General features: G+C 57.0%; 20 protein-coding genes. 13 read left to right on the top strand and 7 right to left on the bottom strand.

All coding sequences use genetic code 11. The annotated features are described in order from the left end of the window. Position 1: 1 nt before the first annotated feature. The 3 genes from ACR0NE_RS08455 to ACR0NE_RS08445 form a co-directional block, all read right to left on the bottom strand. On the bottom strand, positions 2-1,150 hold the full coding sequence (locus ACR0NE_RS08455; RefSeq protein ID WP_170392558.1) for a carbohydrate ABC transporter permease: 1,149 nt from the start codon (positions 1,148-1,150) through the stop codon (positions 2-4). A 12-nt stretch (positions 1,151-1,162) separates the two neighbouring features. Continuing rightward, complete coding sequence (locus ACR0NE_RS08450) at positions 1,163-2,170, bottom strand: carbohydrate ABC transporter permease (protein WP_170402173.1); 1,008 nt, start codon at positions 2,168-2,170, stop codon at positions 1,163-1,165. A gap of 65 nt (positions 2,171-2,235) precedes the next feature. After that, positions 2,236-3,591, bottom strand: coding sequence for an ABC transporter substrate-binding protein (locus ACR0NE_RS08445; protein WP_170512843.1), 1,356 nt, complete (start codon positions 3,589-3,591; stop codon positions 2,236-2,238). A 214-nt stretch (positions 3,592-3,805) separates the two neighbouring features. On the opposite strand from ACR0NE_RS08445, the gene ACR0NE_RS08440 reads away from it, so the two are divergent. Both ACR0NE_RS08440 and ACR0NE_RS08435 read left to right on the top strand, forming a co-directional pair. Continuing rightward, the gene (locus tag ACR0NE_RS08440) at positions 3,806-4,837 is read left to right on the top strand and encodes a substrate-binding domain-containing protein (protein ID WP_170594328.1); all 1,032 of its coding nucleotides are present in this window, start codon (positions 3,806-3,808) and stop codon (positions 4,835-4,837) included. Between the two features lies 1 nt (position 4,838). Next, positions 4,839-6,158: a GH1 family beta-glucosidase gene (locus tag ACR0NE_RS08435; RefSeq protein WP_170594326.1), complete on the top strand. Its 1,320-nt coding sequence runs from the start codon at positions 4,839-4,841 to the stop codon at positions 6,156-6,158. A 34-nt stretch (positions 6,159-6,192) separates the two neighbouring features. Here the strand turns inward: ACR0NE_RS08435 and ACR0NE_RS08430 are convergent, their stop codons facing one another. Continuing rightward, entirely contained in the window at positions 6,193-6,732 is a 540-nt protein-coding gene (locus tag ACR0NE_RS08430; protein WP_170594324.1) for a ZrgA family zinc uptake protein, read from the bottom strand. A 231-nt stretch (positions 6,733-6,963) separates the two neighbouring features. On the opposite strand from ACR0NE_RS08430, the gene ACR0NE_RS08425 reads away from it, so the two are divergent. Next, a complete protein-coding gene (locus ACR0NE_RS08425) occupies positions 6,964-8,232 on the top strand; it encodes an imelysin family protein (RefSeq protein WP_170594322.1) in 1,269 nt (422 codons plus the stop codon). Between the two features lie 89 nt (positions 8,233-8,321). Here the strand turns inward: ACR0NE_RS08425 and ACR0NE_RS08420 are convergent, their stop codons facing one another. Further along, on the bottom strand, positions 8,322-8,471 hold the full coding sequence (locus tag ACR0NE_RS08420) for a hypothetical protein (RefSeq protein WP_255612159.1): 150 nt from the start codon (positions 8,469-8,471) through the stop codon (positions 8,322-8,324). Here ACR0NE_RS08420 and ACR0NE_RS08415 point away from each other — a divergent pair. The 9 genes from ACR0NE_RS08415 to speB all read left to right on the top strand — a co-directional run bounded on the left by ACR0NE_RS08415 (position 8,421) and on the right by speB (position 18,021). Further along, positions 8,421-8,654, top strand: a complete 234-nt coding sequence (locus ACR0NE_RS08415) for a (2Fe-2S)-binding protein (protein WP_480444228.1) — start codon at positions 8,421-8,423, stop codon at positions 8,652-8,654. The genes ACR0NE_RS08420 and ACR0NE_RS08415 overlap by 51 nt on opposite strands. Continuing rightward, entirely contained in the window at positions 8,602-9,087 is a 486-nt protein-coding gene (bfr, locus tag ACR0NE_RS08410; protein ID WP_170392566.1) for a bacterioferritin, read from the top strand. Before ACR0NE_RS08415 ends, bfr begins: the two co-directional genes overlap by 53 nt. Positions 9,088-9,103: 16 nt before the next feature. Beyond that, the gene (locus ACR0NE_RS08405; protein WP_480459569.1) at positions 9,104-10,594 is read left to right on the top strand and encodes a di-heme oxidoreductase family protein; all 1,491 of its coding nucleotides are present in this window, start codon (positions 9,104-9,106) and stop codon (positions 10,592-10,594) included. Positions 10,595-10,597: 3 nt separating this feature from the next. After that, a complete protein-coding gene (locus ACR0NE_RS08400; RefSeq protein WP_170513507.1) occupies positions 10,598-11,608 on the top strand; it encodes an imelysin family protein in 1,011 nt (336 codons plus the stop codon). Between the two features lie 3 nt (positions 11,609-11,611). Then, positions 11,612-12,697, top strand: coding sequence for a DUF1513 domain-containing protein (locus ACR0NE_RS08395; protein WP_170594316.1), 1,086 nt, complete (start codon positions 11,612-11,614; stop codon positions 12,695-12,697). Between the two features lie 102 nt (positions 12,698-12,799). Next, positions 12,800-14,689, top strand: a complete 1,890-nt coding sequence (speA, locus tag ACR0NE_RS08390) for a biosynthetic arginine decarboxylase (protein ID WP_170594314.1) — start codon at positions 12,800-12,802, stop codon at positions 14,687-14,689. A 22-nt stretch (positions 14,690-14,711) separates the two neighbouring features. Then, positions 14,712-15,923, top strand: coding sequence for a saccharopine dehydrogenase family protein (locus tag ACR0NE_RS08385; protein ID WP_170594312.1), 1,212 nt, complete (start codon positions 14,712-14,714; stop codon positions 15,921-15,923). 89 nt (positions 15,924-16,012) lie between these two features. Next, positions 16,013-17,182: a carboxynorspermidine decarboxylase gene (gene nspC / locus ACR0NE_RS08380; RefSeq protein WP_170594310.1), complete on the top strand. Its 1,170-nt coding sequence runs from the start codon at positions 16,013-16,015 to the stop codon at positions 17,180-17,182. Further along, positions 17,179-18,021 (top strand): agmatinase, encoded by an 843-nt coding sequence (gene speB, locus ACR0NE_RS08375; RefSeq protein WP_170564390.1) that lies wholly within the window; start codon positions 17,179-17,181, stop codon positions 18,019-18,021. The genes nspC and speB overlap by 4 nt, the downstream gene beginning before the upstream one ends. Here the strand turns inward: speB and ACR0NE_RS08370 are convergent. After that, positions 18,018-18,608 carry an HD domain-containing protein gene (locus tag ACR0NE_RS08370; protein ID WP_170594308.1) on the bottom strand — a complete coding sequence of 197 codons (591 nt, stop codon included), beginning with the start codon at positions 18,606-18,608 and terminating at the stop codon, positions 18,018-18,020. The two genes, speB and ACR0NE_RS08370, sit on opposite strands and share 4 nt — an antisense overlap. 102 nt (positions 18,609-18,710) lie before the next feature. On the opposite strand from ACR0NE_RS08370, the gene ACR0NE_RS08365 reads away from it, so the two are divergent. Next, positions 18,711-19,544: a LysR family transcriptional regulator gene (locus tag ACR0NE_RS08365; protein ID WP_170402209.1), complete on the top strand. Its 834-nt coding sequence runs from the start codon at positions 18,711-18,713 to the stop codon at positions 19,542-19,544. 2 nt (positions 19,545-19,546) lie between these two features. On the opposite strand, the gene lptF is transcribed toward ACR0NE_RS08365, so the two are convergent. After that, positions 19,547-20,686: an LPS export ABC transporter permease LptF gene (lptF, locus tag ACR0NE_RS08360; RefSeq protein ID WP_170392575.1), complete on the bottom strand. Its 1,140-nt coding sequence runs from the start codon at positions 20,684-20,686 to the stop codon at positions 19,547-19,549. Between the last annotated feature and the right edge of the window lie 12 nt (positions 20,687-20,698).

Here is a 20,698-nt window from a genome sequence, read left to right as displayed (position 1 = left end):
CTTATTTTACGGAACCGGCCAGCAAGCCGCGAACCAGATATTTCTGCATTGCAAAGAAGACTGCCAACGGCACCGCGATTGAGACAAACGCCGCCGTGGCCAAGATTTCCCAGTTACCGCCCCGCGTACCCAGCAGTTCGACGATACGGTTGGTCATTACCGTTGTCTGGCCGCTGGCATCGATCAGGAAGACTTTGGCAACCAGCAGATCGTTCCATGTCCAGAGGAACTGGAAGATCGCAAAGGATGCCAGTGCCGGAAAGCTAAGCGGCAGGATCAACTTGGTAAAAATCTGAAACTCGGTTGCGCCATCTACCCGGGCGTTCTCAATCAGGTCACGAGGCAGCCCGGCCATGTAGTTACGCAATAGGTAGATCGCCAATGGCATCCCGAACCCGGTATGGGCCATCCAGACCCCCAGGTATCCTTTGCCGATCCCGATATTGAGATGCAGTTTCAGCAACGGGATCAGCGCCAGCTGCAATGGCACCACCAATAGGCCAACCACCGCAGCGATCAGCAGGGCACGCCCCGGGAAATCCATCCATGCCAGCGCGTAAGCCGCAAATGCTGCGACAAGAATCGGGATAATCGTCGCCGGGATCGTCACCGTCAGGGTATTGAAGAACGCCTTGCCCATACTGTCGGAACTGCTTTCGTTGAAGAGAACATGGGCATAGTTTTCCAAGGTGAATTCAGGCGGCAGAGTAGTCGTCACAAACACGCGAGGGCCGCGCTTGCCCGAAAACTCTTCTGCGTTTTCCATCCGATAGTCACCGTTGGCCTGAACCGTGATCGTCCCGCCACGACGAAGCTCAGCCGTTTCGCCCGGAGCAAAGGCATCAATCGCACGGGAATTCACACCCCATCGCGAAATGTCCGAGGCCCGATCACCATCGAAGATATTGCCTTCGATCACATAGAGACCATCCTGCAAAACTTGTGTTTCAGGTGCCGCCGCGCGCAGAGTCAGGTTTTGTTCCGACGGGAAGAGCGCCCGCCACCAGCCGCTGCTGGATATCTGGTCCGCTGTTCTGAATGACGAGATCAACAAACCGAGTGTTGGGAAAACCCAAAGCACCACAAGCAGCACAACCGAGGCGTGAACGACCCATCTAAGGGCTGGGCGGGTTCCTGCAATATCGCTCATAACCCCGTCCTCCTACTGCATTTCTTTGCGCGCATTGCGCACGTTCCAGATCAGGATCGGCGTCACCAGCAACATGATCACCATGGCGGATGCCGATCCCACGCCCCAGTCATTGGCGCGGAACATCTTGTCGTACATGTAATTGGCCAGAACCTGCGTCTCCCACTGGCCGTTGGTCATCGCAAAAACGATGTCAAAGACCTTGAGGACCACGATGGTGATGGTGGTCCAGACCACCATGATCGTGGTTTTGATCTGCGGCACTTTGATCTTGAAGAAAATCTGGAACGGATTGGCCCCGTCCAGAATGGCGGCCTCGATGGTCTCTTCCGGGATGCCGCGCAGCGCGGCGGACAGAATGACCATGGCAAAGCCAGTTTGTATCCAGACCAGAACGATCATCAGGAAGAAATTGTTCCAGAAAGGCAGGGTCAGCCAAGTGTGCGTTTCGGTTCCACCAAAGAAGATGTAGATCGCGTTCAGGACGCCGATCTGATCCTGATCGGCCGGACGCGCATCATAGACCAGTTTCCAGATTACCGAGGCGCCAACGAAAGAAATCGCCATCGGCATAAAGATCAACGACTTGGCGACGTTACCCCAGCGGATGCGATCCGTCAGCTGCGCCACGAGCAGGCCAAATGCGGTGGACATGGCAGGTACAACAATCAGCCAAAGCATGTTGTTGCGCATCGCCTCCCAGAATTTCGGCTCGGCTACCATCTGGGTATAGTTGTCAAAACCCGCCCATTCATATCCGCCTCCGGCTACGCGATCAGTCAGCGACAGGCGCAGCGTCTCAAACACCGGATAGGCAAGATAGACCCCAAGGGCGAGGATCGCGGGAAGCAGAAACAGCCAGGGCCGGATCATATTCGCGCGGTTGATATTGCGACCCGCGTTCGGTCCACGCGCAGGGAACAGGACTTTATCCAGAAATTGGTTGGACAGGTAGAAATAGCCCACGCATCCCGACACACCGATTACGATTGTTAGCAGGCCCTGAATTGCCGGATTCATGGCGTCCTCTCCCTTGCTAGGGTTTCGGGCAACCTGATTGAAAGGTTGCCCGAAGGTTCAGCGGATTACTTGATTGCGTCCCAAGATGACTGGATTTCGCCGGTGACTTCTTCGGCGGATTTCCCGCCAGTATAGTCAACCATGCCGGTCCAGAACGTACCCGCACCCACGGCGCCCGGCATTAGGTCCGAGCCGTCGAAGCGGAAGGTGGTCGCGCCCAGTAGAATGTCACCCAGACCGCGCAGAGTATCATCCTTATAGGCTTCGGTGTTCACGCCCTTATGCGGGGTCAGGAATCCGGTTTGTGCCATCATGACTTCATGTGCAATCGGTTGCTTGAGGAACTCCATGAACGCGCTGGTCGCATCCGATGGATTGCTTACCGCCATCAGAGTACCGCCACCCAGAACCGGGTTACCCAAGTCCTTGTCTGCGAAAGACGGCATGTAAAAGAAATCTGCATCCAGGCCGAACTCGACATCTTCGGGGAAGAAGGCCGGAACAAAGGACGCCTGACGGTGCATGTAGCACTGGGGCGGCGATGAGAACATGCCTTTGGGGCTGTCGCGGAAGTCAGTCGAGGCGACAGCATCTGACCCACCCGAGACCTTGGCGTCATCACGCGCGAACCAGCCAAACTCTTCGATTGCGGCGATAACGCGCGGATCATCAAACGGAATCTCGTTTGTCACCCACTGGTCGTAAACCTCGGGCGGCTGAGTCCGCAGCATCATGTCTTCAACCCAGTCGGTCGCGGGCCAACCGGTGGCGGCACCCGATCCCAGGCCAATGCACCACGGGGTTTCGCCATCGGCGACGATCTGCTCGGTCAGGGCCTTCAGTTCTTCCATGCTCGTCGGCACTTCGTATCCGGCATCCTCGAAGTTTTCCGGGTTATACCAGACCAGAGACTTGACGTTCACATTGTAGAAGAAGCCATACATCTGGTCATTGCCGTCGGCGTCTTTGTAAGTGCCAAGATCAACCCAGGAATCGCCAGCCGCATAATTGTCACCAACCCAGGCCGCCATATCTTCACCCAGCGGTGTCAGCTGCCCTTTGGATGCCATGATCGCCGCCAGTCCTGGCTGCGGGAAGACCGCGATATTGGGGGCTGATCCTGCCTCGGCATCGATAACGATCTGCTGCTCGAAACTGTCGGAACCGGTATAGATCACATCTGCGCCAGTCGCCTCTTCGAAATAGGCAATCATGTTGTTGAAGTAACCGTCTTCCGGGGTCAGCCACGGACCAAAAATCGTGACCGTCTGACCGCTCAGATCCGGGGCGCTTTCGGCCCAGGCATTATAGCTGTCCCAGTTGAACGGCCCCTCGCCCGGCGCGAAGACCAAATCTTGTGCTTGTACCGACCCGGCCAGCAGAGCGATCGCCGCCGCACCCGAATAAAGTGCGTGTCTCATGAGTTCTCCTCCCAATATTTTCGGCGCAAACGAGATTCGTTTTCAAAGCGCTTTGGATGCCGTACTTTATCCGCTAACATTCAGACCCTGTCAATATCTCGCCTACTAACACCTAAAAAACTGCCATTCTAAGACATTCTCTCGAAACATGTTGACTGAGCCAGGTTTTCACAACAAAACAAATGGGCATCAATTTGAAGGCGCTTTGAGTGAAATGAACCTAAAGCAACTCTCTGAGATCCTCGGCCTTTCACAAACAACCGTCAGCCGCGCGCTGAACGGTTACCCGGAGGTCAGCGAAGGGACGCGCATCCGGGTTCAGGCTGCCGCGAACAAGCATGGTTACCGCCCCAACAGCCGCGCCAAGGGGCTGGCGACAGGGCGGTCTATGGTCATCGGCCATGTGATTCCCACCTCGTCCCGGCACGAAATGGTCAATCCGATTTTCGGAGATTTTGTGGCAGGCGCAGCCAAAACCTATGCGGCGAACAATTATGACATGATGTTCACGCACGCGCCGGACACATCAATTGAAGAATCCTATCGCAGCCTGTTCAATCGGGGCGTCGTAGACGGCGTGGTCCTGCAAGGCCCCAAGGTACGAGAGCCGCGCATCTCGGTGTTATCGCGCCTCGGCGTACCCTTCATTGTTCATGGCCGGTCGACCTACGCCAAAGAGCCATATGATTGGATCGATGTGAACAATCAGCGTTCATTCGAACGCGCTACTCGGTTTTTGATCGATCTGGGCCATCGGCGCATCGCGTTAATCAACGGACTCGAGGAAATGGATTTCGCGCGTCGGCGGAGGAACGGCTATCTGGCGGCGCTCAAAGAAACCGGGATCTCGCTTGATCCACACCTGCTGCGCAGCGCCGAGATGACCGAGATTTATGGGCATCAGACAGCTTGCGACATGCTGAAGCTCGACGACCCGCCAACAGCAATTTTGGCCTCTTCGATTATCTCTGCGGTTGGAATCCGGCGCGCACTTGAAGAACGCGACCTGAAAATGGGGCGCGATATCTCGGTGATCGCTCATGATGACGAGTTGTCATACATGCGCAATGGTATGGATGTTCCAATTTTCACCGCGACGCGCTCGTCGGTCAGACACGCGGGCGAGGTGGCTGCCGAAATGCTGATCGAGCGGATCAACGCTCCGGATGACCCACCCAAAACGCGCTTGCTGGAGGCTGAACTTGTCGTCGGCAGCTCGACGGGGCCAGCCCCAAAAAGGATGTGAGATGAAGTACAAACGCGCAGATTTCCCGCCAGATTTTCAGTTTGGCGTGGCGACGTCGGCCTATCAGATCGAGGGACACGCCAATGGGGGCGCAGGCAAGACCCATTGGGACAGTTTCGCCGCAACTCCAGGTAACGTCGCCAATGCGGAAAACGGAGATTTGGCCTGCGATCACTATAACCGGTTCGAACAGGATCTGGATCTGATCCGGAGCGCAGGCTTCGACTGTTACCGTTTTTCAACCAGTTGGGCGCGCGTGCTGCCCGAAGGGCGCGGACCGATCAATCAGCAAGGTTTGGATTTCTATGATCGCCTGACCGATGCGCTGCTTAAACGCGGCATCAAACCCTGCGCAACGCTGTATCACTGGGAACTCCCGTCACCGCTCGCCGATCTGGGCGGTTGGCGAAACCGGGATATCGCGAATTGGTTTGCAGACTTCACCGAGATCATCATGGGCCGCATAGGCGATCGGATGTTCAGCGTCGCACCTGTCAACGAGCCTTGGTGCGTAAGCTGGCTGAGCCATTTCGAAGGCCAACATGCCCCCGGCTTGCGCGACATCCGGGCGACCGCGCGCGCGATGCACCACGTGCTGCTGGCCCATGGTCGCGCAATCGAAGCCATGCGTGGATTGGGCATGTCGAACCTTGGCGCAGTGTTCAACCTTGAATGGGCGGAACCTGCTGACGACAGCGATGAGGCACAGACTGCGGCGGCGCTTTACGACGGGATTTACAACCGCTTTTTCCTGGGCGGCGCATTTAAGAAATCCTACCCTCAGAATGTTCTGGAAGGATTGGAGCCGCATCTGCCGGACAAGTGGCAGGATGATTTCGACACAATCGCGTCGCCGGTCGATTGGTGTGGGCTCAATTACTATACGCGCAAGTTGATAACGCGCGCAGATACGCCTTGGCCTTCCTTGACCGACGTCCCTGGCCCCTTGCTAAAAACGCAAATGGGGTGGGAAATTGATCCGGCAGCCCTGTCCCGTTTCCTGATCCGAACCGCGCAAGAGTATACTGGGGACCTGCCTATCTACGTGACCGAAAACGGCATGGCGAGCGCAGAACGTCAAAACGACGCTGACAGAATTGACTACTTGAACCAGCATCTTGCCGAAGTGTGTAATGCCCTGGACCACGGCGTTCCGATCAAGGGATATTTCATCTGGTCCCTTCTCGACAATTACGAGTGGGCGCTGGGATATGAAAAACGGTTCGGGCTGGTCGATGTAGATTTTGAGACGCTGGAAAGAAGGCCAAAGGATTCCTACCGCGCGTTGCAGGCCGCATTGGCCCGGGATCAGTCTGGTTGACCGTCAAGCTTTGCTACTGCGGGCACACGCCGGTTCAGTTTGGCATCTTCAAATGTGGCGTTTGGCGTTCCACCATAAGGTTCTGTGTGGCCGAGGATGACGTCAGCTCAACAAACAAGCGCTCGGCGCGCGCAAACCGTTCGAAATAGGTGAACTGGATTGAAGTCACTAACGACGGCTCCTGACACTGCACCAGATAATCGGCCTGAAATTCGGTGTGATGCGCGGCATTATCGCTGACTTGCCCTTCATCCTGAACGAAGACATCACCAACAAGCGCGACATTGGCCGTTGCAGTCACACACCCCGCTTCAGGCGGCACCTCAAAGATCTCAAGCGGTTTAGAAAGGTCCGAGATTGCGACGGCAACATCCGCCCTCGCATCTTCGTTCTCGGCAGTGTGTTCGAACCCAACAATATCTACGCCTGGCACTTCAAGCGTCAGGCTAAATCCGGTTTCAACGAATGAAATTGCCATATGACCCGCGCCATGAGTATGCGCTTCGATGGCGGTCTCTGCCTGCGCCATCAGCGCGGCTGGTATTAGCGCAAGAACAACGGCCGCGCGTTTCATTCTGTTCACCATTAACCAAACAAACCGTAGGGCATTTTAATACAATTGCGCGTCAGCGCAATGTTCGCCGGGTGCATCGGGCTCCCCAGATATGGTTAGTCAGAAATGGGAATAATACCTGACAATAAAACTCAGGTTGACATTGCTGACTATTTCACTAAGAAATTGCCGCATCCAGCCCCGCTGCATCTGCCGGGGTCCGAATCCCGCTAAGAAAGAAAAGTGTTCCACATGACCAGATTGTTCAACGCGGCCAGTGCCCTGACCTTGTGTATCGCAAGTACAGCTGTCGCCGAGGCCCCGTCCAAAGCCGATGTTCTGACCACATATTCCAATATCGCCGAAGCCAAATATGACGACAGTCTGATTGCAGCAAAGAAACTGCAAGCTGCCGTCAACGCCCTCATTGCTGACCCGTCCGATGCCACTCTGAACACAGCCCGTGCCGCATGGGTCGCCGCGCGCGTGCCGTATCAGCAGACCGAGGTTTATCGCTTTGGCAACGCCATCGTCGACGATTGGGAAGGCAAGGTGAACGCATGGCCTCTGGACGAGGGCATGATAGACTATGTGGATTCCTCTTACGGAGGCCCGAGCGATGAGAACGAGTTTGCCGCGCTGAACGTCATCGCCAATCCCAGCTTTGATCTGTCTGGCGAGACCATCGACGCCAGCGAAATTACCCCTGCCCTGCTGTCGGATACGCTGCATGAGGCTGACGGGATCGAGGCGAACGTCGCCACCGGCTATCACGCCATCGAATTCCTGCTGTGGGGTCAGGACCTGAACGGCCACGGCACGGGCGCAGGAAGTCGTCCTTATACCGATTATCTAGTTGGTGACGGCTGTACAGGTGGCAACTGCGATCGCCGCGCCCAGTATCTGAAAGCGGCAACCGATCTGCTGATCAGTGATCTGGAATGGATGACTGCCCAGTGGGCCGAAGATGGTGACGCACGTGCCGCTCTTGCCGCAAATGAAACTGCTGGCGTTAGTGCGATCCTAACCGGCATGGGTTCGCTGTCCTACGGCGAGCAGGCGGGTGAGCGTATGCGCCTCGGCCTGATGTTGAACGACCCCGAGGAAGAGCAGGACTGCTTCTCGGACAACACCCACAACAGCCATTACTATGACGGCCTGGGCATCCAGAATGTGTATTTGGGCAGCTATACCCGCATCGATGGCACGCCTGTTTCGGGTGCATCCCTATCGGATCTGGTGACCGCAGCCGATCCGACGCTTGATACAGAGATGAAAGCCAAGCTGGCCAACACCATGCTGGCGCTAGGCCGTATCAAATCAACCGCCGAAGCGGGTTTTGCGTATGACCAGATGCTGGAACGCGGCAATGAAGGTGGCGAAGCGCTGATTATGGGTGGCGTCAATGGACTGGTCGATCAAACCAAGACCATCGAACGCATCGTGACCGTGCTGGAGCTTGAGCAGATCGATTTTGAAGGCTCGGACAGCCTGGATAACCCTGACGCGGTATTCCAATAGGTATCATGGCCGGGCGCATTTTTAGTGCTCTCGGCCTTTCTCAACATCGAGTGTGGCGTCTTGGCACTGGACGCGCCCACAATAACCTACTATTTCACTAGGAAATAGCATACCCCGACTGAGTCGCCATGATCGTTTGCCAATGCACCAACATCTCTGACCACGACATCCGAGCGGCGATCGATTGGATGCGCGCGGCAGACCCACAGACCATCATCACTCCCGGCAAGATCTATCATGCCCTTGGCAAGTCAGCGGATTGCGGCGGATGTATGCCGCTTTTCCTAGACACAATGCGCGCAGACGATAATCTTAAAGTCCCCATGCAGCTTCGGTCATTGCGATCCGAAGTATCACAGGAGAAAGCACATGAAGGGCGATCCCAAGGTCATAGAATACCTCAACAAATCACTGCGGCATGAACTGACGGCGGTCAGCCAGTACTGGCTACATTACCGCCTGCAAGAGGATTGGGGGCTTGGCCATATGGCCAAGAAAAGCCGTGAGGAATCCATCGAGGAGATGGGCCATGCAGACAAGCTGATCGAGCGGATCATCTTTCTGGAGGGCCACCCCAACCTGCAGAAACTTGACCCACTCCGCATCGGGCAGACCCCGAAAGAAACACTGGAATGCGATCTAGCCGCCGAACAAGACGCGCGGGCGCTTTATGTCGAAGCGCGGGAATACTGCCGCGAGGCCGGCGACTATGTGTCCATGGGTCTGTTCGAAGAACTAATCAGCGACGAAGAAGGACATATCGATTTCCTCGAAACGCAGCTCGACCTTTATGAAAGGATTGGCGAAGCCAATTATGCGCAACTTAACGCATCCAAGATGGACGAAGGCGAGTAAGCTTGCCCTTGCATCGGTGGCCGCACTAACGGCCACCTCTTCCCAAGCCACCGAGCTGCGGGACTCTCATCTAAACTTCCTTCCAAGAACTGCCGAAGAACGCGCCCGGATCGACGCTGTCACAGCTACGCCGGATGACTTCAGTGTGCCGCAGCGGTTCGAAGAACTGTCCGCTGGTGCTGCGACCGTGCGGGCGCGCACTGATACGGACGCGTTTTCTCAGCCCTCCGCCAATTTAAGCTTCGAACAGGAGCTGGACTTCAAAGTCGGCAACGGGTTGTTCAAAAAGATCTGGGTCTCGTCTCCGTCGTCCACTCTGGCTTCGGACGGTTTGGGTCCGCTATACAACGCCCGCTCGTGTCAGCGCTGTCACATCAAGGACGGGCGCGGTCATACGCCTAACGGCCCGGATGACAATGCCGTCTCGATGTTCCTGAGAGTTTCGGTTCCCGGCAAGCCAGAGGGCGCGCCTGCCGAGATCGAAGACTTTATCGCCACCCTGCCTGATCCGAGTTATGGCACTCAACTGCAGGATTTCGCTCTGGCAGGCCATCCCGCAGAATATCGGCTGGACATCACGTATGAGGAAGTCCCCGTCGCGCTGTCCGACGGCGAAACGGCCTCGCTCCGCCGCCCCAGCTATAAGGCCGCCGATTTAGGCTATGGCCCGCTGCACCCGGACGCGATGCTTAGCCCTCGAGTTGCGCCGCAGATGATCGGACTGGGGTTGCTGGAATCAATTCCGGTTGAGGACTTGCTGGCCAAAGCCGATCCTGATGACGAAGACGGCGATGGTATCTCGGGCCGTCCGAACATCGTATGGTCGACGGAATTTGGCGAACCAATGATGGGCCGCTTTGGTCACAAGGCCGGGATGCCCACGGTGATGGAGCAATCGGCGGCGGCCTTCGCAGGTGATATCGGCATATCAAGTCCGCTTTACCCCGCGCCGCACGGCGATTGCACCGAATTGCAGGCCAACTGCATTGAGGCACCGCACGGTGACAGCGATGTGCGGGGATTCGAGATTGACGCAATTGGCATGGACCTCGTCGCCTTCTACAGCCGCAATCTCGGTGTTCCGGCGCGCCGAGACACCGATGACCCTGAAGTGCTGCGCGGGAAAGAAGTGTTTCTTGCCTCGGGCTGCGCATCCTGCCACACGCCTGCTTATGTCACCCACAGGATGCCCGATAGGCCCGAACAGAGCTTCCAGCTTATCTGGCCCTATACCGACCTGCTGTTGCACGACATGGGCGAGGGTCTGGCCGATAACCGCCCCGAGGCCCGCGCAACGGGCCGCGAATGGCGCACGCCGCCTTTGTGGGGCATCGGCCTGACCCAGCGCGTCTCGGGCCACACCCAATTCCTGCACGATGGTCGCGCGCGATCCCTGCTTGAAGCCATCCTTTGGCATGGTGGCGAGGCGCAGGCCGCCCGCGACACGGTTGTTTCAATGCCAAAAGCCGACCGCGACGCCCTGATCCGCTTTCTTGGGAGCCTCTGACCCATGCGTAGCCTTACTTTCGCCGCCGCCCTGCTAGTGCCCTTGGGCGCCTTTGCTCAGGATCGTGCTCCGATTTTGATGGATGTGACCGAAACGCATATTCTACCGCGCTTTGCAGAGCTGGCTGACGCAACCGGTGCTTTGTCGACCACAGCCCAAACAGATTGCGAACCGGAGTCAGACGACCTGCGCGCTGATTACGCCACGGCATTCGATAGCTGGATTTCGGCCAGCCATTTACGTTTTGGGCCGTCCGAGGCTGACGATCGCGCTTTTGCACTGGCTTTCTGGCCAGATACCAAAGGATTCACGCCCAAAACCCTGTCCCGACACATCGCCAGTGAAGACACTGCCGTCGACGACCCCGATGCCTTTGCCGAAACCTCAATCGCCGGGCGCGGCTTTTTTGCATTGGAACGAATGCTCTTTGATCCAGCGATGACAGAACAAGGAAGCGCCGACTATCGTTGCGCGCTTATCCGCGCCATCACCACTGATATCAACCGAAATGCCGTCGCGATCAACACGGACTGGCAAAGCTACGCACCACGACTGACGCAGCCGGGGGACAACAGCCTCTATCGCTCGGGCGATGAGGCAATGCAGGAGCTGTTCAAGGCGCTTACAACGGGGCTAGAGTTCACAGCCGACACACGCATTGGACGCCCTTTAGGAACGTTCGAGCGTCCGCGCCCGAACCGTGCTGAAGCGCGGCGGTCCAAGCGGTCGTTGCATCATGTCACGCTGTCTCTGATCGCCCTGCGTGACTTGGCCGCCCGTCTGTCCTTTGACCACCCTGAGATTGCTGCAGATCTGGATGCCGGTTTCGCGCGGGCCATCGACCGGGCTCAATCACTGAACGACCCCGCCCTTGCCGGTGTTGCGACACCGCAAGGTCGCGTCCGCATCGAAGCGCTGCAGCAATCGATCAACGACATTCGCGAGATCGCCGCGACCGAGCTTGGCCCGACGCTCGGCATCAGCGCCGGATTCAACTCACTGGATGGGGATTGACCATTGACGAACCGCCGCGAATTTCTTGCAGGCCTTGGTGCCGCCAGTCTTGCTTCGGTGCCGGGCTGGGCGTCCGTCGGCGCGCCCCGCTATCTGGCCGCTGCCTTATTCCCAGATGGTAGCTACCGCCTGTCCGGCCTGGATAACTCGGGCGCAGTTTTGTTCGCTATACCGCTACCCGCGCGCGGGCACGCGGCCGCGGCCCATCCGTTCAAAGCCCAAGCGGTCGCCTTTGCCCGCCGCCCCGGGACCTTTGCAATTGTAATTGATTGTACAGATGGTTCTGTCCTAAAGCGGCTGGAGGCACCCAATGGCCGCCACTTCTACGGGCATGGTGCATTCTCGGCTGATGGAACACAGTTTTTCACAACCGAAAACGACTATGAGGCCGCAGAAGGTGTGGTTGGCGTCTGGGACGCGATCAGCTTCGCACGGCTGGGAGAGTTCTCGTCAGGTGGGATAGGCCCCCACGACATGCGCTTGCTGCCCGGTGGCGCCATACTGGTCATCGCCAATGGCGGCATCGAGACACACCCCGACAGCGGTCGGACCAAGCTAAATCTGCCAACGATGCAGCCCAACCTGAGCTATCTCGACATTTCGGGTTCGATATTGGAGCAAGTAGAGCTACCCCGCGCGCTGCACAAAAACTCGATCCGCCATCTTGCGGTGCGTGACGATGGTCTAGTGGGTTTTGCAATGCAATGGCAAGGCAGCCAGACCAAGTACCCTGCCCTTCTGGGGCTTCACCGAAGGGGCGAAAAGCCTCGCCTTTTGTCAGCGCCCGAAACGCAGCAAAGAGAGTTGCAATGGTATGCTGGCAGCATTGCCTTTTCCACCGATGGCCAATCGGTTGCGATCACCTGTCCGCGAGGCGATGCATTGCACCGTTTCGACGTAAATAGCGGAGCATTCATCGAAGCTTTAGTGTTCGAAGATGTTTGCGGTTTAGGCGCCGGCAAGGCTGGGTTGGCGTTTACCACCGGAACCGGTGCATTTGGCACTCTGACGACCACCGGCGCCGAAATCACCGCGCGGTCGGATTGCCAGTGGGACAACCACCTGATCCCGATCCGTACATACGGCTAGAATTCGGCGGCGAACCCTCTCACAGTTTACACTTGGACGAATCAAACCGCTGCCGTATTGGCAGGCGCTAAACCAGCACACCCAAGTTAAGGACTGATCTGATTGAAACAGACGCCCGAAGCACCGCATTCCATCTACGGGGTTGAGAAATGGGGCCATGGCCTCATTGAGGTGACAGAAAGGGGCGAGATAGCTCTGCGCAATCCGATGGCCCCCGAGGCCGAGGCAATCAGCCTGCCGGGCATCCTCAGCGATCTGGACGACCGGGGGATCAAAGCCCCGATGGTCTTGCGTGTTGCGTCTTATCTAGAGCATGAAATCGCGCACCTGAACGAGAGCTTTGCCGAGGCAATCGCGCGCGTAAACTATAAGGGCCACTATCGCGGTGTTTTTCCGATCAAGGTGAACCAACAGGCGCAGGTGGTCGACCGGATCGTCGAGTTCGGCAAAAAATACAATTATGGCCTTGAAGCAGGATCAAAACCTGAACTGGTGGTGGCCCTGGCCCATCGCCTGGCCCCCGAAGCGCTGATCGTCTGCAATGGCGTCAAGGATGCTGAATTCATCCAATTGGCGATCCTGTCTCGCAAGATCGGGTTCAACACCGTCATAGTGCTGGAAAGCCCAAAAGAGGCCAATACCGTCATCGAGGTCTATAACCAACTGGGGATCGAGCCCCTGATAGGCGTTCGGGTCAAATTGACCAATCAGATCAGCGGCAAATGGGAAGAAAGTTCCGGCGACCGTTCCGCCTTTGGAATGAACACCGACCAGCTTGTTGCCACCGTGGACAAGCTGAAAGCGGCGGGATTGCTGCACTGCCTCAAGCTGCAACATTCGCATCTGGGTTCACAGGTGCAAGACGTTAACGATGTGCGCCGCGCTGTTGGCGAGGCATGCCGGTATTACACCGAACTCTCGCGTGAAGGTGTACCACTCAGCTACCTGGATCTCGGCGGCGGCATGGGGGTGGATTACACGGGCGAAAAAAAGGCCGCGGAAAACTCGATCAACTACACGGTCGAGGAATATTGCGCCAACGTAGTCGAAACCGTGGCTTACGCCATGGACGAGGCTGAAATCGACCACCCCACACTGATCACCGAAAGCGGCCGTGCGGTGGTTGCGACGTCGTCCATGCTGGTCTTCAACGTGTTGGAAAGCACACTCTACGACGCCCCGGACGGACCAATGGCCGAGCCCGATGACCACCACATGGTTTCGGACCTCGCCGCGGTACACGGCTATCTCAGCAAGGATCGGCTGCAGGAATGCTGGAACGACGCAACCTTCTATCGCAATGAATTGCGCGCGCTTTTCAGACGCGGGTATGTCGACCTGCGCCAGATGGCCCGGGCCGAGCGCATCTACCTGTCCCTTATGGCCCGTCTCAAGGCCTTGGCGGCAAGTGATGATCTGGACACGGAAGTGGATGACCAGCTTGAAAAGGTCGCAGACATCTACCATTGCAACTTCTCGCTGTTCCAATCCCTCCCCGATGTCTGGGCCATCGACCAATTACACCCGATCGTGCCGCTGCAAAGCTTGAATGAAACACCAGACCGCCGCGCGGTCTTGTCCGACATCACCTGCGATAGCGACGGAAAGATCGACCGATTCATACTGGCCGACGGCGTGTCCCCCAGCCTGCCAGTGCATTCGCTGCCCGAAGAAGGCGAGTATTTCATGGGCGTCTTCTTCGTTGGCGCCTATCAGGAAACACTTGGCGACCTGCACAATCTGTTCGGCGACACCAATGTAGTCACCATCGACCTGCGAACCGACGGTGGCTTCGACTTGCTGCATGAACAAGAGGGCGACACAATTTCTCAAGTCTTGTCTTATGTGGAATTCGACCCGCAAGACTGTGTCGCCGCGTTCCGCAAAATGGTGGACGAGGCGATTTCGACCGGTACTCTGCAAGCCAAGGACCGAAAAACCCTGATGAGCGCCTATCGCGACTCGATCAACGGCTACACCTATTACGAATAACCCCTTGAGAGGAGACTATCCCATGGGCAAAACACTGGTTGTCGGCGCGGGCGGCGTGTCCCACGCAGCCGTGCACAAAATGGCGATGAATTCGGACATCTTTACCGAGATCACGCTGGCCAGCCGCACGAAATCGAAATGCGACGCCATCGCAGCGGCCGTTAAGGACCGCGTCGGTGTGGACATCGCGACTGCCGAGTTGGACGCCTACAAGGTTGAAGATACAGTCAAACTGATCAAAGAAACGGGTGCAGAAATCCTCGTAAACCTGGCCCTGCCGTATCAGGATCTGGTTCTGATGGACGCGTGTCTTGAGGCCGGCATCCACTATCTCGACACCGCGAACTATGAGCCCGAGGACGAGGCCAAGTTCGAATACCACTGGCAATGGGCCTATCAAAAACGGTTCAAAGAGGCTGGTTTGACTGCCATCCTCGGCTCGGGCTTCGATCCGGGTGTTACATCCGTCTTCGCCAAATGGCTGAAGAAGCACAAGTTGGATACGATCCGTCAGATCGATGTGTTGGACGCGAATGGCGGCAGCAACGATCAAGAATTCGCCACCAACTTCAACCCGGAAATCAACCTGCGCGAAGTGCTGGCCGAGGTGCGCCATTGGGAAAACGGCGCATGGCAGCACAGCCCGGCGATGACCCACAAGGTCGAGTTCGACTTCCCCGCCATCGGCCCCAAGAACATGTACCTGATGTATCACGAGGAACTGGAGTCGCTCAGCACCCATTTCCCCGAGATTGAGCGCGCCCGCTTCTGGATGACCTTCGGTGACGCCTATATCACTCACGCCAAAGTGCTGGAAAATGTCGGCATGACCCGCATCGACCCGGTGATGCATGACGGCAAGGAGATCATCCCGATTCAGTTCCTGAAAACCCTGCTGCCCGATCCCGGCGATCTGGGCGCGGAGACCAAGGGCAAAGCCTGCATCGGTGACATCGCCACAGGTCAGGCCAAGGACGGCTCGGGCGAAAAGACCTATTATATCTACAACATCTGCGATCACGAGGAATGCTATGCCGAGGTCGGCAGCCAAGCCGTCAGCTATACCACCGGCGTCCCCGCCATGATCGGTGCGGCGCAGGTGCTGAAAGGCAACTGGACCCAGCCGGGCGTGTGGAACATGGAACAGCTCGACCCGGACGACTTCATGGACATGCTGAACACCCACGGCCTGCCGTGGCAGGTCCACGAACTCGACGGTCCCGTCGATTTCTGATCCGCATCAGCTTCATCTGGCTATAAATATCTCGGGGGGTCCGGGGGGCAGCGCCCCCCCCGCCTCTCCACAATCCGGAGACACCCGAATTGTCCGACATGATGACCACCCAAGCCGGAGATGCCGGAGCTTTCCGCAATTTCGACTTCAACCGCGTGCCCACCCCTTGCTTCGTGGTCGATGAGAAAGCCCTTGAGCGCAACCTGACCATCCTCTCCGAGATAGGCACCTGCTCCGGCGCACATGTCCTGAGCGCGCTCAAGGCGTTTTCCATGTTCTCGCTGGCCCCACTGGTGCGCCGACACCTTGGCGGCACCTGCGCGTCCGGCATCTATGAGGCGCGGCTGGGGCGCGAAGAATATGGCGGCGAGGTCGCAACCTTCTGCGCCGGATATAAAGACGCGGACATGGACGAAATCCTGTCGCTATCGGACCACATCATCTTCAACTCACCCGCGCAAAAGGACCGCTTTCTGGCAAAAGCCCAAGCCGCCGGCGTACAGGTCGGTCTGCGCATCAATCCGGAACATTCCGAAGGCGAAATCCCCAAATACGACCCTTGCGCTCCCTGCTCGCGTCTGGGCACGCCGGTCAGCCAATTGACCGCCGAGACTATGAGTGGCGTGGACGGGCTGCACATGCACACGCTCTGCGAACAGGGGTTCGAGCCGTTGCAGCGGACTTGGGACGCGGTTGAGCCAAAACTCAAACCGTACCTTGGCCAACTCAAATGGCTGAACTTCGGCGGCGGGCATCATATCACCCGTGATGACTATGACCGCGACGGGCTGGTCGCCTTCATCAAATCCATCCGTGAGACACACGGTATCGACGTCTATCTGGAACCCGGTGAAGCGGTGGCCCTGGATGCGGGCATTCTGGTTGGCGAAATCCTCGACTTGCCGACCAACGGTATGACCCTTGCGATCACCGATATCTCGGCCACCTGCCATATGCCGGACGTCATCGAAGCCCCCTATCGCCCCGCCCTCATGGATGAGGCCGAGGCAGGCCATACCTATCGCCTTGGCGGCCCGTCCTGTCTGGCGGGCGACGTGATCGGTGACTACACTTGGGACAAGCCACTGGAAATCGGCCAACGCTTTGCCTTCCTCGATCAGGCGCACTACTCGATGGTCAAAACCAACACCTTCAACGGAGTTCCGCTGCCGACTATAGCGCTGTGGAACAGCGAAACGGACGAACTGAAAATCATCAAACAGTTCGGCTATGACGACTTTAAAGGCCGCCTCTCATGAGTATTTTCCTCGACAGTGAACTGTCCGCATCCGAGCGCACTGAGGACGCGCGGTTCCGTGTGATCCCTGTGCCGCTAGAACGCACTGTATCTTACGGGGCGGGCACCGCCAAAGGCCCGGACGCAATTATCGAAGCCAGTAATGAACTGGAACGCATCACTGGCCACGCCGAGCCCTGCGTCGAGGGGATCTTGACCGAAGAACCCGTTGACTGCGATGCAGCGTTGTCAGAGATAATGGAACGCCTAGCCCAACGCACGGAGGCGGCCGTTCGCGCCGGCAAAATCCCGGTGACGCTAGGTGGAGAGCATTCACTTAGCTACGGCGCAGTGTTGGGTGTTGCCCGCGCTCTAAACCAACCGATTGGTATCGTGCAGATCGACGCCCATGCTGATCTGCGCAACGCCTATCAGGGCGAGAAACATTCTCACGCCTCAGTCATGCATCTTCTTGCCGAAGAAGGTATCCGTCTGGCGCAATTCGGCGTTCGCGCCTTTTCGACCGAAGAAGCCCAAAGCCGCCTGAGAAACCACGTGTTTCATGTGGACGCCGAAGAACTGGTTACCGGCAACATCCACTCGGTTGATCTGCCAAAGGATTTTCCCGAACTGGTGTACGTCAGCTTTGACGTTGATGGGCTGGACCCGGCAATCATGCCCGCCACTGGAACACCCGTCCCAGGCGGGCTGGGATATTATCAAGCCCTGCGCCTGGTGGAACACGCCCTGAAGGGCCGAAAATGTGTGGGTTTCGACGTCGTCGAACTGGCCCCGAACGGCAATGCCGCCTGGGATTTTACCGCCGCCCAGATCGTCTATCGCCTAATGGCTGCCTGTTAATTCTCCGCGGTTTCATTCAGTTCCATGTGCCCTTCGCCCTTGTTCAGAACGCGGCGTAGCATGGGTTCGAAGAACTCCAGCGGTTTGGTCGGATAGTCCGGGTCGAACGCCTTCTGATCGTATTCATGGCAAAAATAGCGGCAGTCCTCCCAATACGGGCTGTCGCGATATTTGTCGCGGGCATTCCGATCACCACCTAGATGATGATTGTAGTAGTAGCCCTGAAACACGCAGTGGTGCTTGAGAATCCAGTGTGTCTTCTCACTGACATAAGGCTTCATCATCGCGGCGGACAGTTCCCCGTGATTATAAGGCGACAAGATATCGCCGGTGTCATGGATCAGGGCAGCCACAACCAACTCTTCATCAGCGCCGTCCTCATACGCTCGTGTCGCGGCCTGTAGGCTGTGCTGATAGCGATTCACCGGATACGGCGTCCATTCTTCATCCAGTGAACGAATGGCGTCCAGTATGCGATCCGGCAAAGCAGCGTTGTAGCTCTCTTCATACTCCATGACCGCATCCCAGTCGGCCTTGGTCGCCTCTTCAAAACTGGTCCAGGTGGGTTTGTGGCTCTTGTCCAGCATCGCGCGAATCCTTTGGCTACGTTCGTCAAATCACTTTAAAGCGGCAGATATAGGCAAAAAAATGAATTGATTTTATCAATTCGATCAAAAAATACTTTCAATATGCAAACCAAATCTCTGGAAACATTTTTAAGCGTAGCGGAAACCGGTGGGTTTCACTCAGCGGCCCGTAAGTTGAATGTAACCCAAACCGCAGTCAGCGCCCGGATCAGGGCCCTGGAAGACGCAACAGGCAAACCGCTGTTCTCGCGCGGGGCAGGCGGAACGGTATTGACCGAGTACGGTCGCCAATTCAAACCCTATGCTGAACAGATGCTGTCGCTGTGGTCGTTCGCAGCCAACGACCTGCCTGAACAGATTCAAAATCGGTTGGCACTGCGTCTGGGTGCCCAGTTGAGCGTGTGGGATCCGTTACTGGTGGACCTTGCTGTTCGCTTTGAACAACGGTTTGGACAATTGCTTTTAACCCTGAATTACGACCATGATTTGGATATGGTCGACGCCGTTGCGACCCACGTACTTGACGCCGCGCTGACCCATGAAAAACCTGCGGACCGGCGCGTGGTATTCCACGAACTTGCGCCCGAACGGCTGTCTTTGGTTCAAAGCAGGAAGGATGCGAACACCGACGCTGAACGGGTATTTGTCAACATAGAACTGGGCGAGACCTACCGGGATCATGTCCGTTCCACAGCGCGTCTCGCGACAGGTCAAACTATCTTTCTGGGTAATTGCTTGATGGCTTTACGCTATCTCCTACAGCGTGGCGGGTATGGGTATTTCCCGGACTATGTCATCACTCAGCATCTGAACTCAGGCGAGCTGTTGCGCGAGAAAGATGCGCGCGACTTAATGCTACCGCTGTATTTGGTGGTCCGTTCGGACAGTCAAGAAGTTGAAAACATCCTGCAGTGCCTGGAGGAACTTCGCCGCTGACTTCAGACCGGTGACGGCTTTGGTGCTCCGTTTCGAACCCTTTTTCGCAGCAAGGGTCGCCCCGCGGCCAGTAAAAACAGAACCGACACAAGCACGCCCATAACGGCGGGAAGATACAGCAAGCCCCAAAGTCTGGGATCATTGATGACGAACGGGGATACGAATCCCCGAACCCCCTCAAGCAGGACCAGAATGGTAAAGGCACCCAGGATCTGAGGCCAAAGCCCAAAGCGCGAAAAGCTACCCAGCATCAGGGTCGAATATCCGACCAATGCGACCGCAATACATATTGCAATCCACGAAAACCTCTGGTGCAGCTCATCCACCAGATGGCCGATGCTGTGATCATCTTTCACTGAGACCGCTTCGCGATCCCAGATCAACTCGACCGTCGGGATGGCTTCAAGGCTGCGATGGCCCATACTCGAATTCTGGGTCAGTTCGGAAATGTCGTAAGAGGCGTCTTCGAACAACGTGGATGACAGCGTGTTACCAGCCTGATCATACCGCAGCGCAATCCCATCCAGCATAACCAGATGAATGCCCGAAGCCTGATTGACCAGATAGGCCGTAGCACTGGAATAACTGACCGGGTTAATCCCATCGCGACGGTCCGAGACGAAGACTTCGCGCAGCGTTCCGTCCAAATCGATATCGCCGATATAGACGGTTACGCCTTCTGCTGGATGCAAGAACTCGCCCTCATTCAACAGCTGTGCGGTGACATCTCCGGCAACTTCATCCTGTCTTAATTCCAGTTGATCAACCGATGCAGGTCGCAGAAAGACGCTGATGACAGCCATCATCAGTCCCGCACTGAGCCCGAACACCAAGACCGCTCGCGCAAGTCGCCACGGGCTGGAGCCTGTTGCCAGCATCACCGTCATCTCGCTTTCGCGGCTCAAACGGTTGGTTGCGTAAACAGCGGCCGCAAACACAGCCATGGGCATGACCGTCCGGATCAGCGTCGGCAAGGTCAACGCCGTGAACTCCAGGAATACCATCGCCGATTGGCCGCCGCTGATGACCCGATCAAAAAGGCTGACTGAACGCGTGATCCAGAACACCCCTACAAGCACAAGGGTGAAAAAGCCAAACAGCACCAGCAATTGCCGCAGGAAATACCCATCAAAACGCGACATGCGACCTCTTGT

Source organism: Ruegeria sp. C9 (genome assembly GCF_056537585.1).
Note: the sequence above shows the minus strand (reverse complement) of the source record. Positions and strands in the feature narration are given on the sequence as shown.